Source organism: Micromonospora sp. Llam0 (assembly GCF_003751085.1).
Lineage (GTDB): Bacteria > Actinomycetota > Actinomycetes > Mycobacteriales > Micromonosporaceae > Micromonospora_E.
On the sequence record NZ_RJJY01000002.1, the window covers coordinates 2,240,336 to 2,256,060 of the forward strand.

15 protein-coding genes are annotated in these 15,725 nt (G+C 68.8%); 11 read left to right on the plus strand and 4 right to left on the minus strand.

Features of this window, described 5'->3' with window-relative positions; all coding sequences use genetic code 11:
- Nucleotides 1-11 precede the first annotated feature (11 nt).
- Both EDC02_RS37470 and EDC02_RS37475 read left to right on the plus strand, forming a co-directional pair.
- Complete coding sequence (locus EDC02_RS37470; RefSeq protein WP_148083794.1) at nt 12-4,337, plus strand: hypothetical protein; 4,326 nt, start codon at nt 12-14, stop codon at nt 4,335-4,337.
- Complete coding sequence (locus EDC02_RS37475) at nt 4,334-5,386, plus strand: hypothetical protein (protein WP_148083795.1); 1,053 nt, start codon at nt 4,334-4,336, stop codon at nt 5,384-5,386. The genes EDC02_RS37470 and EDC02_RS37475 overlap by 4 nt, the downstream gene beginning before the upstream one ends.
- 338 nt (nt 5,387-5,724) lie before the next feature.
- Here EDC02_RS37475 and EDC02_RS40615 read toward each other — a convergent pair whose 3' ends face one another.
- The 4 genes from EDC02_RS40615 to EDC02_RS37495 form a co-directional block, all read right to left on the minus strand.
- Complete coding sequence (locus EDC02_RS40615) at nt 5,725-5,955, minus strand: transposase family protein (protein ID WP_370461605.1); 231 nt, start codon at nt 5,953-5,955, stop codon at nt 5,725-5,727.
- A gap of 146 nt (nt 5,956-6,101) precedes the next feature.
- Nucleotides 6,102-7,007: a hypothetical protein gene (locus tag EDC02_RS37485; RefSeq protein WP_123606810.1), complete on the minus strand. Its 906-nt coding sequence runs from the start codon at nt 7,005-7,007 to the stop codon at nt 6,102-6,104.
- Nucleotides 7,004-7,657: a 2'-5' RNA ligase family protein gene (locus tag EDC02_RS37490; RefSeq protein WP_123606811.1), complete on the minus strand. Its 654-nt coding sequence runs from the start codon at nt 7,655-7,657 to the stop codon at nt 7,004-7,006. The genes EDC02_RS37485 and EDC02_RS37490 overlap by 4 nt, the downstream gene beginning before the upstream one ends.
- A 379-nt stretch (nt 7,658-8,036) precedes the next feature.
- Nucleotides 8,037-8,372, minus strand: coding sequence for a hypothetical protein (locus tag EDC02_RS37495; RefSeq protein ID WP_123606812.1), 336 nt, complete (start codon nt 8,370-8,372; stop codon nt 8,037-8,039).
- 940 nt (nt 8,373-9,312) lie between these two features.
- Here EDC02_RS37495 and EDC02_RS40620 point away from each other — a divergent pair.
- From EDC02_RS40620 to EDC02_RS37545, 9 genes are read left to right on the plus strand one after another with little or no spacing between them, the layout of a single operon-like run.
- Complete coding sequence (locus tag EDC02_RS40620; protein ID WP_158632444.1) at nt 9,313-9,675, plus strand: hypothetical protein; 363 nt, start codon at nt 9,313-9,315, stop codon at nt 9,673-9,675.
- 16 nt (nt 9,676-9,691) lie between these two features.
- Nucleotides 9,692-10,591, plus strand: coding sequence for a hypothetical protein (locus EDC02_RS37510; RefSeq protein WP_123606815.1), 900 nt, complete (start codon nt 9,692-9,694; stop codon nt 10,589-10,591).
- A 13-nt stretch (nt 10,592-10,604) separates the two neighbouring features.
- Nucleotides 10,605-11,264 (plus strand): SAF domain-containing protein, encoded by a 660-nt coding sequence (locus tag EDC02_RS37515; RefSeq protein ID WP_123606816.1) that lies wholly within the window; start codon nt 10,605-10,607, stop codon nt 11,262-11,264.
- 45 nt (nt 11,265-11,309) lie between these two features.
- Entirely contained in the window at nt 11,310-12,041 is a 732-nt protein-coding gene (locus EDC02_RS37520) for a hypothetical protein (RefSeq protein WP_123606817.1), read from the plus strand.
- Nucleotides 12,038-13,333 (plus strand): CpaF family protein, encoded by a 1,296-nt coding sequence (locus EDC02_RS37525; RefSeq protein WP_123606818.1) that lies wholly within the window; start codon nt 12,038-12,040, stop codon nt 13,331-13,333. Before EDC02_RS37520 ends, EDC02_RS37525 begins: the two co-directional genes overlap by 4 nt.
- The gene (locus EDC02_RS37530) at nt 13,330-14,181 is read left to right on the plus strand and encodes a type II secretion system F family protein (protein ID WP_123606819.1); all 852 of its coding nucleotides are present in this window, start codon (nt 13,330-13,332) and stop codon (nt 14,179-14,181) included. The genes EDC02_RS37525 and EDC02_RS37530 overlap by 4 nt, the downstream gene beginning before the upstream one ends.
- Nucleotides 14,178-15,062 (plus strand): type II secretion protein F, encoded by an 885-nt coding sequence (locus EDC02_RS37535; protein WP_123606820.1) that lies wholly within the window; start codon nt 14,178-14,180, stop codon nt 15,060-15,062. The genes EDC02_RS37530 and EDC02_RS37535 overlap by 4 nt, the downstream gene beginning before the upstream one ends.
- Nucleotides 15,063-15,073: 11 nt before the next feature.
- Nucleotides 15,074-15,271: a hypothetical protein gene (locus EDC02_RS37540; RefSeq protein WP_123606821.1), complete on the plus strand. Its 198-nt coding sequence runs from the start codon at nt 15,074-15,076 to the stop codon at nt 15,269-15,271.
- 59 nt (nt 15,272-15,330) lie between these two features.
- Complete coding sequence (locus EDC02_RS37545) at nt 15,331-15,678, plus strand: hypothetical protein (RefSeq protein WP_123606822.1); 348 nt, start codon at nt 15,331-15,333, stop codon at nt 15,676-15,678.
- The last annotated feature ends 47 nt before the right edge of the window (nt 15,679-15,725 follow it).

A 15,725-nucleotide genomic window follows, 5' to 3' on the forward strand; every position in this document is an offset into this window, starting at 1 on the left:
CGGACACGGTCGTGTGGCTGCGCAACGGCGGCGGCAAGTCCTCGTTGCTGTCGCTGTTCTACACGCTGTTGCTGCCGCGGGCGGTCGACTTCATGGGGCGTGCCGTCAAACGCAGCCTGACCGACTACGTCGACAGCGGCGACACCGCCCACACCATCGCCGTGTGGCATCCGGCCACGTCGCGGACCCTGGACGGCACCCCGGACCGCGTCCTCATCACCGGCGTCGTCTACGAATGGACCGACTTGCGCCGCCCAGCCGACGCGGACCGGGCACGAGACCGGCTCGACACGACCTTCTACGCGTTCTACGCAGTGCCGGGTGTGCTCGACCTGGACCGGCTGCCGATCCTCGACGAGACCGCCGCGCCACGACGCCGCGCCGCCTACCTCGCCGCACTGAAGGAGGTCGCCGCGACCTATCCGCAGGCCATGGACTTCGTCAACACGGATCGGCAACACGAGTGGACCGCCGCGCTGACCAGCCGGGGCCTTGATCCGGCGCTGTTTCGCACCCAGAAGCAGATGAACCACGTCGAAGGCGGCGTGGAGGACCTGTTCAGGTTCTCCTCGGCCCGCGAGTTCATCGACCTGCTCATCGACCTCACTGTTGCCCCGGACGACGCGATCAGCGTCGCCGATCGCCTGGCCTCGATCGCCTCCCTCCTCGCGACCAAACCGGCCAAGACAGCCGAGCGTGACTTCTGCCTGGACGCGGCAACCGGACTGGACCGCATCAACGTGAGCCAACAGGAAGTCGGTGCGTCAGCGGTCGCGCATCAGCAGGCGACCGACGAGGCGACCAAGCTGTCAGCCGCATTCGCCGCGACCGTCGCACAAGCCCACAACCAGATTGAGATCCTCGCCGGCCACCGCGACGACATCGACAGACGCCGCGCCGCGGCGATAACCGAGAGCGGCACGGCGTACGAGTTCGTCTACCTGTACGAGGAACGCGCCTCGCAGATGCGGGTCGGTATCGCCGAGTCGCAGCTGACCACATCCGAGGCCGACATAGGCGACGCGGCCGGCCTCGTCGCGGCCTGGGAGGCGGCCGAACACCTGGCGGCGACAGCCGACCTGAAAGACGCGCTGGACATCAACCGGCAGGAGGCCAGCGCGGAACGCGAGCGTACCGCGCCCCTACGCCGCGAGCACGACGAGCACGCCGCACGCCTGCGCACCCGTCTGCTGGCGCTCGCTGACGTCCACGACAGCAAGGCCGACGCGGCCAGCGTAGCGGCCAACACCGCGAGGGCAGAGGTAGAGGCGCACCGCAAGGCGGCAAACGACGCCCGGCGGGCGGCTACGGACGCGGACAAGGATGCGGCAACAGCGACCGCGCGGCTGGAGTCGCTCACCACAGACCTACGCGACGCCGCCCGAGATGGCGTACTGCCGACCGAACACACGGACCCGGCCACACACGACGTCATGCTCGCCGAGCAGCACAGCACGCTCACTGAAACTCTCGACGAGATACGACGCCGTCGTGATGAGCAGCGTCCTACGGCTCGAACCGAGCTGACAGGCAGACTCACGGCGCTGACCGCGGAGCAGGTCCGGCTGGACGGGGATCGCACCCGGCTCGCCGAGGAACGCGCCGCGCTCGGCGAGCGCGCCGACAAGCTGGCCACTCACGAGCGCCTCCGCGACCTGACGGAGGCAACCAACGACGCACCTGTCGATCTATGGGCCGAGTCGGACACACTTACCCGCCGGCTATCCGATGCGATCCTCAGCACTGACCTGGCACTGGTCCGGTTGGAAGCCGAACGCGTTGACGATCAACGTACCCTCGACGTCCACGCCCGCACCGGGCTGCTGCCCACCACGCTCGATGCCGAGCGCGTTCACACCGTGTTGGGCGAACACGGGATCACCGCCGAGACAGGATGGGCACATCTGCGCACCTTGATACCAGGCGCACGCCTGGTCGACACGGTGACGGATCCGAACCTCGCGCGCCTCGGCGTTGGCCTTGTCATCCCCACAGACATGGCCGACGCCGCCGTGGCCGCGCTGGCCGGGGTTGACACGGCGACCACCGCGCTCGTCGGTGTCTACACGGCGCACACCGCCTCCGCGATCGTCAATTCCAGCCAGACGGGCATCGACGGCACCGATCCGGTGTGGACCGGGTTACAGCGCGGATTGGTTGATCCTTCCTCGGCCGAAAGCGCCGTAAGGCTGGTCACATCCCGCGCCGAGACATACGACGCAAAACAGTCTCGGTTGACCGCAGCCCGGGAGGCAGACCGGACGCTACTCGGTGACTTCACGACGTTCCTGGCCGACTGCTCCACCGGGCACCTCGACAGTCTCACCCACCGCATCGACGACCTCGACCAGACCCTCGGCGATATCGAAACTGCCCTCGGCAAGATCAAGACCGAGCTTGCTGAACTCGACGAAGCCGACGCGGCAGACGCGTCGACCGAACAACGGACGCAGGGCCAGATCTCCGACATCGACAAGGCCCGCAGCCGCTTGACCGGACTGATCAAAAAGGTCCAGGCCGCCGCCACATGGCGGGAAGACCTCGCCGTGGCCAAATCGCGGTCGACAGACGCGCACGGACTGGCCGAGCGCCACACAGAGGAGGCGAACGACGCGCTCGACACCGCCACCGAGCAGGGCGCGCTCGCCGAGGCTGAGCACAACACCGCCACCGGCTACCGGACCGAGACCGCAGGCCTGACGTTCCTTGACTCCGAACCCGACCTGGCCGACGATTCGGCGGTCTCCCTCGACACGCTGCGAGCCCGCCATCAAAACGCCGCCCGCGCCTGGCAAATCCAAGCCTCACAGTCGGTACTCGCCGAACGGGAACGCACCCTCACTGAGGCGCTCGCCCACGAGACCCAGGCGCTTGCCGCGGTCTCCGACGAGGTCCAGCAGCGCGCCGCTGCCCTGCTCGCCACCGCCGATGGACAGGCGAAGCCGACCCGGGTCGCCGCGCTGGCCGCCGCCCGGCAGACGGAGAAGGACGCGATCGGCCGCAAAGGCCGGGCAGCCGGTGACATCGAGCGACACTCCGCGGCGCTGACAAAAATTCGGGCACGGCGTGCCGACCCGCCTCGGCGCCCATTGCCAGTCGAGCCGGCCACGCCCGACCACGCCGACGCGCTGGCCCACGAACACGACCAGATCGGTCAAGCCTGCATTGACCGACGGACAAAAGCGGAGCGAGAACTCACCGACCTGCACAACAAGCAGACCGAGTTTCGCAATCAGGTGACTGCGTTCGGGCTGCTTGCCGACGGCCTCCCTGACCCAACCGGCTGGACCGCAGCGCCATTCGCCGGCAGCGACAGCGACGCGAAGACCCGAAAGCAGGCAGTCGTTGCGAGCCTCCGATCCGCCGAACAACGTGCACACGACGCGGCGGTGGCCCGCGCCAACGCGGTCGGGAACCTACGGACAATCGGTGGAAGGTACCCGAGCGTGACCACTCCGGCGAAAGACCGCGTCCTGCACGACGGCGAGGAGACCCTGGCGCAGCACGCGAAGACGCTCGCCAACCAACTGAGACTCCGCGCGAACATGATCGACGGGGAACTGGCCGGAATCGCCAAAGACCAGGCCATCGTCACCGACTCCCTCGCCCGCCTTGTGTCGAACACACTCGACACGCTGCGCAAAGCCGAACGGTACTCGCGGGTGGACACGCAAACCGGCGGCTGGTCCGGCAAACAGATGCTGCGGATATCCTTCGACGCACCGGCCAGCGACGCGGATCTGCGCACGTACGTCAACCGCGTGGTCGAACGGCGAATCGCCGACGGAGTCAAACCGGAAGGGCTACCGCTGCTCAAGAACGCCGTGCACGAGGCGGTCGGCGCCCGCGGATTCACCGTCAAAGTGCTCAAGCCGACCCTAGACCTCGTCGCCACCACCGAGGACATCAGCAGGCTCGGCAAATGGTCCGGCGGGGAGAAGCTGACCGTATGCGTCGCGCTCTACTGCACAATCGCGGCGCTACGCGCCGCGAACGCAGGACGCAGAGACCGCTCCGGCGGCGTCCTGCTGCTCGACAACCCCATCGGCCGGGCATCGCACGGCAGCCTGGTCCGCCTCCAGCGGGCGGTCGCCACCGCACACAAAGTCCAACTGGTGTACACCACCGGTGTGAAGGACCCGGACGCCGTCTCCCGCTTCCCCAACGTCATCCGACTGGACAACCGACCCGGCCGCACCCGAAACCGCCGCTACATCGTTCCGGACGATACCTCGGCCGGCCAGCCAGACCTGCGACTCATCACCGGCGTTCGCGTCGCGCACAACGAACCCGCCGACAACGGGGTAGACAGCGTCGAAGCGGAGGTGTCCGAGTGACAAGCAGGCTCGCCGATGTCATCTCCGGCTACGTCGCAAGTCATTCGAGCAGCAAGATTGACGTGGAGGGCCTGCTGCGGTACGCGACCGCCGCCGACCCTACGCTGCTGGGAGACCCGACAGGGCGAGCCCGGCTAGCCGCCGCGCTGACCGACCTCGCCGATGCCGGTCTCGTGGTGTTGCCCAAGACCCGTGCCGGTTGGGACTACCGCACCCAACCGGCACTGCCACTCTGGCTTGCCAAGCCGGCGAACCCCCGCCCCGCCCGCTCCGCACCAGCGATGCGAGTCTGGCCACAACCGCTCGAAGCCGCCGCCGCGATCGCCACACGCCCAGACGAACACACCCTGCTCGACCGGATCGCCACCTGGCTGCGGAACAACCCCGACGCCGACCCCGTCCCCATCGAAGAACGCTCGCTGGAGATCCTCGACGACGAAAAAGCCCTCGCTGTCGAAACAACCAAACGACTGTTCACCACCGGCGCTCTCAGCCTCGACCTGCTCGCCTGCTACCCGACACCGATCCCCTTCCCTTCCCAACACGTTCCCGGCACAGGCGAGACCCGGCTCCTGGTAGCAGAGAACAACGCGACGTTTCACTCACTGCTTACCGCAGCCCGAGAACTGGACCCAGATGCCCGCCCAGACCTACATATCGGATGGGGCTGCGGCAACCAGTTCCCGGTCTCCATCGCCGCCGCCACACTGCTCGACCCACCCCCGACCGCCCTGTACTACATTGGCGATCTTGACGTCGCGGGCCTGCGGATCGCCATCAACGCCGCCGCCACCGCGTCCAACCGCCACCTACCGCCACTTCGCCCGGCGGTCGCTCTGTACCGCTGGCTGCTCACTCACGGCGTTCCTCGTCCCGACAGGTCCAACACCGGCATCAGCGATCTCACCGTACTGCACGCGTGGATGCCGGAAGACCTGCGCGAGCCAACCGCCCAACTGCTCCACTCGCGGGAACGAATCCCCCAGGAAACTCTGGGCCTTCGCGCGCTACGCGCCGACCCGGCGCTGCTCTCGCACGCGGTCGGTTGACATCCGGCTACCGGGCATGACAGGCCCTCGTCGGCAATGGTCCTGGGGTGGAGGCCGGAGCTGCACGGTCATGTGCGGCCCGGGCCGGCGCGGACCATGTCGACCAACACCGTGCCGTAGGTGTTGGCCGCGCCGCCAGGCGAAGTCGTCCACTCCCAACACGGTCAGCGCGGGAACAGGCGGCTCGGGCACGGCGCGGATCAGCCGCAACATCGTCATCCGGCCCGCGTGGGGCCCGAGCCGTCCAGCCAGCCGGGCACCGGCACGCCCGCCCAACGCCAACGCGACTGCTTCCATTCCGTGGCGCGCCAGTGTGCTGAACCGGCCGTGGCGTACTGTCACACCGTCGAGTTGCTCGGCGAAGATCCGGCGTACCAGTCGGTCGGGGTGCAGAAGAACCGCCGTACCCGTAGGTGCAGCACGGTCTCCCGCCCGGCGACAGGCGCGTCGAGTAGCTGTCGTTCGTACCGGCTGTGCACCCGCCGGGACACGGTCGAACAGTCCGGGCACCGCGCGGCGACGCTACTGGGCCCGGCGTACACCCGCACCGTCAACCCCGCGGCCAGCACATTCGTGCACAGCCCGGGCAGGTGCGGACATGACAGCAGTAAGATCCACTATAGACATAGCACATGATCCACCATCGATCCGTCCGCGATCACCGAGACCGTGCCAGAGCCAAGAACTCAAGCGGCTGTGTGGCCTCTGCCCGGACCTATCGACCGCGCTTCTTCTTCGCTCGACGGCGGTCGCTTTCGGCGCGGCGGCGGGCGGCCTGCTGCTCTGGCGTGAGCCGTGGGGCGGGGGCAGCCGGACCCCGCACCCGTGGCTTGAGCCGCCCGGTAGCCAGCTCCTCTATCCGGTCACCGAGTCGGGTCTTCAGCTCGGCTTTCTGTTCGACGGTGGGGACTGGGTGGTCGAGCAGGTAGAGCTGGATGAGGGCGCGCAGGTCCCGCTTGGTGGCCTCATGCGCGTCGCCGGTCGTGTCGGCCACCCAGGGCAGGAGTTCGGTCAGCAGTTGCGCTGCCTCGTGCTCGGAGACGTAGGCGAGGGCCTCGGCACCGGGTATGCCCTGCGACAACGCTTGGCTGCCCCGAATGCGTTCCTCCAGCACAAGCCTGGCGTGGTTGTGGACCATCGGATGCATCAGATCGATGATCGCGGCGGTCGCCGCCGCGTACAGGTGAGCGCCGGTACGGCCGGTTAACCCGGCGGGGACATCCGCGTACAAGTCGGCGTCACCCGCGATGATCTGGTCGAAGGCGTCCCGCAGCGGTCCGCGCATGGTCGGCGGCGCGTTGTCGGCAGCGAGGCGGCGGGCGGCCGTCAGCACGTCGGGAATCTGTGCCCTGGCCGCGTCCTTCGCCAGCCACTCCTCCATCATCAACCCGGCGCTCTGCACCGCGTGATGGTCACGCATCATGTCAGGGTCAACAGGGTTAGGTCGGTCGACGTTCGGGTCAGGGTCGGTGAACCTGATGGCGCAGATGTCTTCGTCGGCTGCCGCAACCGCCTCCGGGCGCCGATCCACGTAGGCGCGGGCCAACTGGTGCACGAGTGCGGCCATGGCGAGGACCGGGAGATCGGCCGGTCCGGGCCTGGGTACCGGGCGCGTGGTCATGACGGAACGATACCGACTTGCTGGCCCGTGTATCCGAGGGGAAACGTGTCGACCGGTTCCCATGTGTAGCTTCCGGTGTCGGCGTGCTGGTGGACGGCGAGCAGGTGCGCTTGGGTCACCGGAAATGTGGCGCGGCCGGCGCGGACGTGGTTGAGAGCGCCCAGGTGGGGCTCGATATCGACGTGGCCGGTGGCGTACGACACGGTCACGTGTGGTCTGCCGTGCCCAGCCATCGGGTCGATGGAGTCGGGGCCGAGCGCCTCGGCGGCGGCCTGGCGGACGGCCGAGCGGAGATCTCGCCATGGCTGGTCCGGCACGGCGTCGAGGGTGATTGTGTGGGCGGCCACGAGTGCGGGCCCGATCTGGAGGGTGAACGCGGGAACCGTGGCGATGTGTTGGCGGAGGGCTGCGGTCACGGCTGCCAGTTGCGCATCGGTCAGCTCGTCGAGGTAGCGGTTGAAGCGTTCCACGCTCAGGTGTAGCCAACGGCCGGGCTGGCGGGACAGGTTGGTCAGTGCATGCGCGGCGAGGAGGTCCTGGTAGGCGGCTGCCATCGTGGCGACATCATCGTCGGGTGGCAGGGCGTAGATGTGCAGGCGTCCGGACTTCGGCCACCGTGCCTTGGGGCTGCGGGTGAAGAACGACTTCATCGGTTGGTCCTCTGCTCATGCAAGCCGGTTCACAGCACCTCGCCGCTGCTCGTGAAGCGCGGGCGCTTGGAATGGGTGACATCAAGGACGACCGGCGAGGTGTACGGCATCGTATGCCCTCGGCATGCTTGAAGATGAAGGGCTTCACGGGTCTCCAATGTGTCGACGGTGCGGGCCACTACGTTGGCGGGCGGGAGGAGGAGTCGGATCGTACGGCACCCTTCGGTGAGCCGCGTCGGCCCGAGCAGGTGAGCGACGAGGCGTTCTCCGGCTGAGCCAAGAGCTTCGCCGACTCCGGCGCTGCGCTGTCATTGTTGACCTGCTGAGGTTCGGCGGCAGCATCGTCTCGACGGGCATCGATCACCTACCGGTTCCGGCGTCAACTCGTCGGCGTCCACTGGCGGTCGTCGTCGATGTCAGGTACGGCGTCGGCGATGGCTTGAAGCATGGCGGCTTTCGCTTTGCCCGCCTTGGTGAGGTGGTATAGCGGGTGTCCCTTGCCGTCGTCGCTGGCCTCGACGAGACCGAGACGGATGAGGCGGTCCTTGATTTCGGTGATGGTCGAATCCGCGACGCGCGCACCGCTGTTGCGGGTGACCTCGAACGCCAGCTGGCCGAACCGCAGCGGACCGCTGACCGCGAGGCTGGCGATGACGAAGGAGTCCCACTGGTAGGAAAAAAGGGCGCGAACCTGACGAAGCCGGACGAAATCCACGTCATCACCCCCTCGTGGTTCTTCATGGGCGCTCCGCAGGCACGACCCACTCAATAGTCGATGACGGTGGGTGTCAAGGCCGCGCCAGCGATGATGTCGAACGACTCACCGAAACTCGGATCTTGGGTGACAAACTTCCGCGCGATCGGATGGGGCTGGCCGCTAAGCGGAGCCGCTGGCCACAGTCCCGTCATCAAGTTCCTGACATCTGGCCCACTTCTCAATCTCCACTAACCGTTCGTGCACAGTTCGACCCCGAACCGTAATCTCGACTGTCGGCATCCGCTCCGACACCTTCGGCCATGTAGCGCGGACGACACCGAGGGACTCCAAGCATCGAATCGCTTCGGCGACGACCTCCGGCAGTGCCGGCCGGTCGGACGGGGAGCGCCCTTCGGCGAGGTCGTCGAGCACCTCCAGCGCGAGCGGTGTGCAGAGTAGGTCACGCACCTTGTCCAGGCCGCTGAGTAGATCGCGGGGCATAGTCGCTCTCCAAAACCGGCAGGTGTATGGCGCAAGGGTGTTTGAGGACAAGTGTGATGGGCGGCGCGCGGAGGAACAAGTACCGTCCCGGTGCTCGTGGCCGACACTTGTCTCGCACAAGTACCCGGCACGAGTACCCATCCCACGTACCCGCCACGCGCACCTGGCCTACTTGGCAGTTCTGAGTGGCGCACGGCTGAATGAATGCATGAATCTTGAGACCACTCTTCGCATTCAATCCGGTAGGGGACGCAACGTGGGGACGTCGATCCGGCTGGCCGTGTTGATCTGCGCTGCGGCTGCGGCGCTGACGGCCTGTGGAAAGGACAGCCCCGCTCCGGTGCCAAGCGAACTGTCAGCGGAACCGGCGGGGAGCGCAATGTCCCCGTCGTTGGTCACGCCACCGCCGTCCGCTGGGGCGGCCACCGCTCTCGACGCGTACCGGGGGATGTGGACGGTGTACTCGGACGCCATCCGCATCCCCGACCCGAGCTATCCGGATCTCGCCCGCTATGCCCAGGACGACGCGCTCGATGTGCTGGTCAAGGGCTTGGCCAGCGTTCAAGACAACGGGCTCGTCGGCCAGGGCGAAGTCACGATCGCGCCGTCGGTGACGGGTGCGGATCCGAGCTCGACGCCACCGACGGTGACCCTTGAGGACTGTGTCGACACCGCGAAGTCGCACCTGGTGAAGAAGGACGGCTCGGGCTACCAGGACACGCCTGGCGGGCCGACCAGGGCCACCGCGACGGTGTCACGTCTGTCGGACGGTTCGTGGAAGGTCAGCTCTTTCGCGTTGTTCGCGGTTGGAAGCTGCTAGGTCTGGGAGGTGGACCATGCTGGGTTGGGGACGGCGTCTGATCGCCGCCGGTATCGCGGCCGCGGCGGTTGTCTTCGGCAGCGCAGCGGCGGCGCAGGCAAGTTGGGGCGACCCGGTGAACTGCGTCACTGATCCCACCAACCCGGCGTGTGTTATCACGATCACCGATCCGGGTGGCAGCAGCAGCGGGGGAGGTAGCGGCACATCGGGATGCCATGATTCGAGCGGACGGCTGGTTCCCTGCTTCGTTGAGGGCAAGGGGTGGTGGGGCGGCGACGGCTGCTACTACCAGCATGCCACCGGCGATGATCTCGCATTCGCCGAGGCGCTCGGCGGTCCGGTGCCACCGCCCGCGTACTGGTATCTCGGCACCTGCGGTGACCCGATCGACGACTGGTGGCCGTCCGGATACACCCGTTTCTCAGTGTTCGGACCCAACATCGGAATCGAACTACTCGCCGCCGAGGCGGTCAAGCGCCTGACGCTGCCGGCTCCGCAGATCGGCGTCAACCCCGACGCCGGGGCGCAGATGGTGTTCGTGCCAACCTGGCTGTGGGTCGAGCCGGCCACGTTCACGTCCCGGTCGGCGACGGCGAGCCTCGGCGGCCTGTCCGTCACGGCCGTGGCCACGCCGGCCAGGGTCACCTGGACCACCGGTGACGGGACCAGCGTGATGTGCGGCAGGGGAACACCGTGGACTCCGGGCGGCGATCCGGCCGCCGAATCTCCTGACTGCGGGCACACCTACACCACCACGTCGCACTCGCAGGCGGGCGGAATCTTCACCGTGCGCGCCACTGTCACCTGGGACATCAGCTGGTCCGGTGGTGGCCAGACCGGCACCGAGCCCGCGCTGACGTCCACCAGCATCGTGCAGGTGCGGGTGGCGGAATCGTCCGTGGTGAACACGCAGTAAGGAGACGCAGGACATGCCCACCGCCACCCCGACGGATTCCCGGCGGCGCTTCGACAACGCCACGACCACGGCCCTGCCCGCCACCGTCGTCACCTCACGCCGCCGGTCACCGCTGAGGATCATCGCCGGGCTGCTCGTGATCGCGCTCGGGTTCGTCGTCGGCGCGGTCGTCCTGGCAAACGTCAACAAGGCCGTCGACGTGCTCGCCGTGGCGCGGCCGGTCCCGGCCGGCGCGGTGTTGACCGACGCCGACGTGACGATGGTGAGCATCGTGCCCGCCGACACGCTGCAGGTCATTCCCGCCGGTCACCGTGCCCAGATCGTCGGCCAGACAGCGGCGGTGCCGTTGACCGCCGGGTCCCTGCTGGTGATGGACCAGATCGGCGCGATCACCGATCCGGCACCTGGGCAGTCGATTCTGGCCGTTGGGGTCAAGACCGGCCACGTTCCTGCGGGCCTGTCCGCGGGCGCCACGGTTGTCGTGCTCGTCGCGCCGGCCAGCGCGGGATCGGGCAGTGCCGCCGAGGTCGTGCAGGCGCCGGCTCTCGTGCGGGCCGTGGAGCCGCCCGACGCCGCTGGCCTGACCGTTGTCACCGTGCAACTCGTCTCGGAGTCCGCGCTTCGGGTCGCGGCGGCCGCCGGTGACGTCACGATCATCGTGCAGGGGCGGTAGCGGCTAATGCTGATCGTTCTGGGTAGCGTCAAGGGATCACCTGGTGTGACCACCCTGTCTGTTGCGTTGGCGGCCCGCTGGCCGGTACCGGGCATACCGCTGGTGGTCGAGCTCGATCCGGCTGGTGGTGATCTGGGCAGCCGCTGGCACCTGCACGACGAGCCGGGGCTGCGCAACATGGTGGCCACCGCCCGGTACGGGCCGCTGACGGAGCCGGCCGAGTGGTCGCAGCGTCTGCCCATCGGGGTCGATGTCGTCGTGGCCCCGGCTGGCCAGACGGCGGCCTACACCGTGGCCGCGTTCGGTGACACCGGACCGGCCGCAGTGCGGGACCTGGCCGCGACCCGACCGGTTCTGGCCGATGTGGGCCGGCTCGATCCGGGCTCCCCAGCGCTGGCGTTCCTGGACAAGGCCGATCTGCTGCTGATGGTCGCCCGTCCACGGCTGGAGGATGCGCGTCACCTCAAGAACGTCCTCCCGGCGCTGTCCGAGCGCTGCCCGAGCGTGCAGCTGACTGTCAGCGGCGCCGGCCCGTACGACCCGGTTGAGATCGCCGGTTACCTGGAGACGGAGGTCGCCGCCACGATCAGCCACGATCCCGCCGGCGCGGATGTCGTGGCCGGGCGCCGCCGGCCGGCGATGGGCTGGACGAGGCGGAGGCTGCTCACCGCGGCCCGCACCTTGGCCCTCACCCTGGCGGCCAACGCCCCCGACATCGACGTCGACCCGAGGCGGGATACCCGCACCACTGAACCGGCGGAGGTGGTGGAGGCGTGACCAGCGCGTTCCCTGTCGGGCACACCGATCGTGATGCCCTGCGCGCCGAGGTGTCGAGGCGTCTGCAGCAGGACGCGATCGATGAGGGCGGCGACGCCGGGCGGGACGCGGTCCTCGATGGGCTGATCGCGGAGGTGCTGCGGGAGCACAACCTCGTGGCCTTGGCGGAGCGCCGCCCGCCGCTGTCGACGCAGTCCGAGCAGTCGCTGCGCCAGTCGCTGCGCGACAGCTTCCTCGGCCTGGGCGATCTGCAGCCCTACATCGACGACCCCGACGTGGAGAACATCGACGTCAACGGCGCTGACACGGTGTTCGTCAGCTACGCCGGCAAGCGTCCGGTCCAGGTCGGACCGATCGCGTCCTCCGACGACGAGTTGATCGACATGTTGCAGACCCTGGCCCGGCACAGCGGCGCGCAGGAACGCCGCTTCGACCCCGGGATGCCTCGCCTGGATCTGCGGCTTCCCGGTGGTGCTCGGCTGTTCGCCACCATGGCGGTCACGCAGCGGGTGTGCGTGTCGATCCGCCGGCACCGGTTTCCGCAGCTGGGCCTGTCGGATCTGGCCGACATGGGCACCATCAGCCCCGGAATGGTCGGCCTGTTCGGCGCGCTGGTCGCCGCGCGCTGCAACATCGTCATCTCCGGCGGGATGGACACCGGCAAGACGACCATGGCGCGGGCGTTGTGCCGGGCGATCGAGCCGTGGGAGCGCATCATCACGATCGAGGACCCGTACGAACTGGGCCTGGACCTCGACCCGGCACACCCGAACGTGGTCGCGATGCAGCCCCGGGAGCCGAACATCGAGGGTCAGGGCGGCGTCGACATGACTGCCCTGGTCCGGTGGGCGACCCGGATGCGCCCGGACCACGTGGTGGTCGGCGAGGTGCGCGGCGGCGAGGTCATTCCGTTGCTCAACGCATTCAACCAGGGCACCGACGGCTCGCTGACGACCATTCACGCCTCCAGCACCCGGGAGGCGTTCATGAAGATCGCCAGCTACGCGCGGCAGACCCGGGAGCAGTTGCCCTTCGACGTGACGTTCCAGTTGATCGGCGGCGGCGTCGACATCGTCGTGCAGCTGGGTAAGAACACCGACGGGCAACGGTTCGTCACCGGTATTCGTGAGGTCGTCGACGCCGACGCGACCCAGGTGCGTAGCAACGAGATCTACCGGCCCGGCCCGCACCGGCACGCGATGCTCACCGGCCGTTTCTCCGACACGATGGTGGACCGGCTGATCGAGGTCGGCTACGACCCGCAGTCCCTCGGTGCCCGGGGATCGGCATGACCACGCTCGGCGGCATCGCGGGGATGCTGATCGCCTTCGGCGTGTGGCTGGCGGCCGGCGGCGCCCGCCGGGCCGAACGGCCGATACCGGGAGCCGCCGCCCAGGCCCGGCGAGACCGGTGGGCGGCAGCCAGCCGGCGGCGTATCGCGGTCGCGGCCGGGATCGCGGTGGTCGTGGGGATACTGACCCGCTGGCCGGTCGCAGCTCTGCTGGCCGGCCTGGCCGGCTACGCGGCGCCGGCGCTACTGACAATGGGCCGCGCCGAGATGCGCGCGCAGGCGAAGTTGGAGGCCATCGCGAGCTGGGTGGAGGTGATGCGCGGCGAGATCCGCAGCTACGCCGGCGTCGAGCAGGCCATCCGGGGCACCGCGGGCATGGCCAGGGCGCCCATCGCCGCCGAGGTACGCGACCTGGCCGACGCACTGGAGCGCGGCGTACGGCTGCGGGTCGCGATCACCGCGTTCCGCCGCGACGTCGACCACCCGGCCGCCGACCTTGTCGGGATCTCGCTGGTGAAAGCCGCGACCACCCACACCGGTAACCTCGCCGACCAGCTCGGCGACCTCGTTCACTCCGTCCGCGACGACGTCGCCGCCCGGGAACGGATCCAGATCTCACAGACCGAGGCCCGCACCTCCGCCCGGCTGGTCATCCTCATCGTCGCCGCGGTCGGCGTCGGCCTGTACATGTTCAACCGCAGCATGCTCCCGCTCGGCACGGTCACCGGGCAACTAGTCCTGGCGGTGGTCAGCGGCATGTGGGCCGCCGCCGGACTGTGGCTGCACCGCCTGGCGACCACGCCCCCCGCACCCCGGGTGTTCAGGACCCAGGACGAGGTGGCGCCGTGAGTTCCAGCCTCACCTGGATGATGCTCAGCGGCGGCGTCATCGGCGCCGGTGCCACCCTGGTCGCCTCCGGACTGTCCCCGCGCCAGCCCGCGCTGGCGCTCGTCATCGACGCCCTGTCCCGGCCGGCGCCGCCCGCCCGCACACGCAGCCGCCGCCTCGACCTGGCCCTGGCCACGCCGATAATGCGGCTCGGGCTGCCCCGCCGCAGCACCATCGGGGACCTCGCCATCTGCGAGCGGGACCCGGCGCAGTACCTGGCGCAGACGTTCGTCCTCGCCGTCGTCGCCCTGGCCGGCTCCGGCATGCTTCCCGTGCTGCTCGGGCTGGGCGGGCAGCTACCGCTGTGGGCGGGGCTGGTCGGGGCGTTCCTGGCTGTGCGGGTCGCCCAGTCCCGGCTCCACACCGAAGCCGAGCACCGGCGCGCGCAGATGCGCGCCACCATCGCGGCGATGCTCGACCTGGTCAGCGGCAGCCTCGCTGGCGGCGCCGGGATCGAACAGGCCCTGGACGAAACCCTCGACGAACTCACCGGCTGGTCCGCGCTGCGCATCCGCCGGGAACTCAACTCCGCAGCCCACACCCGCGGCCACGCCCGCGTGCGCAGCTGGACCGCGCTGCGGGAGCTGGGCCGCGGCATCGGCGTCGACGAACTCGGCGAACTCGCCACCGGCATCGAACAAGCCTCCGGCGGCGCCCCGGTCGCCGAAACCATGGCACAGATCTCACGCACCATGCGATCGCGTGCCGTCGCGGCCATGGAACGAAGCGGCCGATCCCGCAGCGCGCAGATGGCGCTACCCATCATGATCTTCGGCTTCGGCTATCTGATCCTGCTGCTGTACGGGGCGCTGACCGCCATCGGTAACGGACTCAACCAGTAGAAGGAGGACCAATGATCTACAAGGTGCAGGCCGTGCTGCTCGCGCGGATGCGGGAGGCGACCCGGCGGCCAGACCGCGGCCTGGAAACCCTGGAGTACGTGGCCTGGGCCGCCGGGATCATCGTCGTCGTCGGCGGGCTGCTCTTCCTCGTGCGTAACTCGTTGGAGACCTTCTGGAACAGCATCGATTTCGTCAGCGTCCTGCCCTAATGCGCCCTCCGACGACACCCCATCGGGCCGTCCGCCGGCGGCGGCACCGCGACCGGGGCATGACCACCATCGAGGCCACCGGGGGCCTCGTGATGATGTTTGTCCTGCTGACCTTGGGCGTGCAACTGGTCGTGTGGGGCATCGCCGCATACGGGAGCCGGCTGGCCGCGGACCACGCCGCGCAGGCCGCGCGGGTCCACGGCGCCACCGCGGCGTCCGGCCACGCCGAGGCGAACCTGATCCTCGCCGGCACCGTCGGCCGCAAACTCCGCGACCCGCAGGTCACCGTGGCCCGTACGACGACCACCGTGACCGTGCAAATCGTCGGCCACGCCCAACCCGTCATCCCCGGCTTCGAACCGGTCGTCGGCGTCACCGTCACCGTCCCCGTCGAACCCGCAACCTGATCGTCCCCATGCCGACCGGAGGTGAGCATCATGCGTAGGTGGTCGTG

Excerpts from the sequence above, each read along its gene's own strand:
- EDC02_RS37485 (WP_123606810.1), bottom strand. The coding sequence starts at position 7,007 with ATGACCACGCGCCCGGTACCCAGGCCCGGACCGGCCGATCTCCCGGTC.
- EDC02_RS37490 (WP_123606811.1), bottom strand. The coding sequence starts at position 7,657 with ATGAAGTCGTTCTTCACCCGCAGCCCCAAGGCACGGTGGCCGAAGTCC.
- EDC02_RS37510 (WP_123606815.1), top strand. The coding sequence starts at position 9,692 with ATGCTGGGTTGGGGACGGCGTCTGATCGCCGCCGGTATCGCGGCCGCG.
- EDC02_RS37515 (WP_123606816.1), top strand. The coding sequence starts at position 10,605 with ATGCCCACCGCCACCCCGACGGATTCCCGGCGGCGCTTCGACAACGCC.
- EDC02_RS37530 (WP_123606819.1), top strand. The coding sequence starts at position 13,330 with ATGACCACGCTCGGCGGCATCGCGGGGATGCTGATCGCCTTCGGCGTG.
- EDC02_RS37540 (WP_123606821.1), top strand. The coding sequence starts at position 15,074 with ATGATCTACAAGGTGCAGGCCGTGCTGCTCGCGCGGATGCGGGAGGCG.
- EDC02_RS37545 (WP_123606822.1), top strand. The coding sequence starts at position 15,331 with ATGACCACCATCGAGGCCACCGGGGGCCTCGTGATGATGTTTGTCCTG.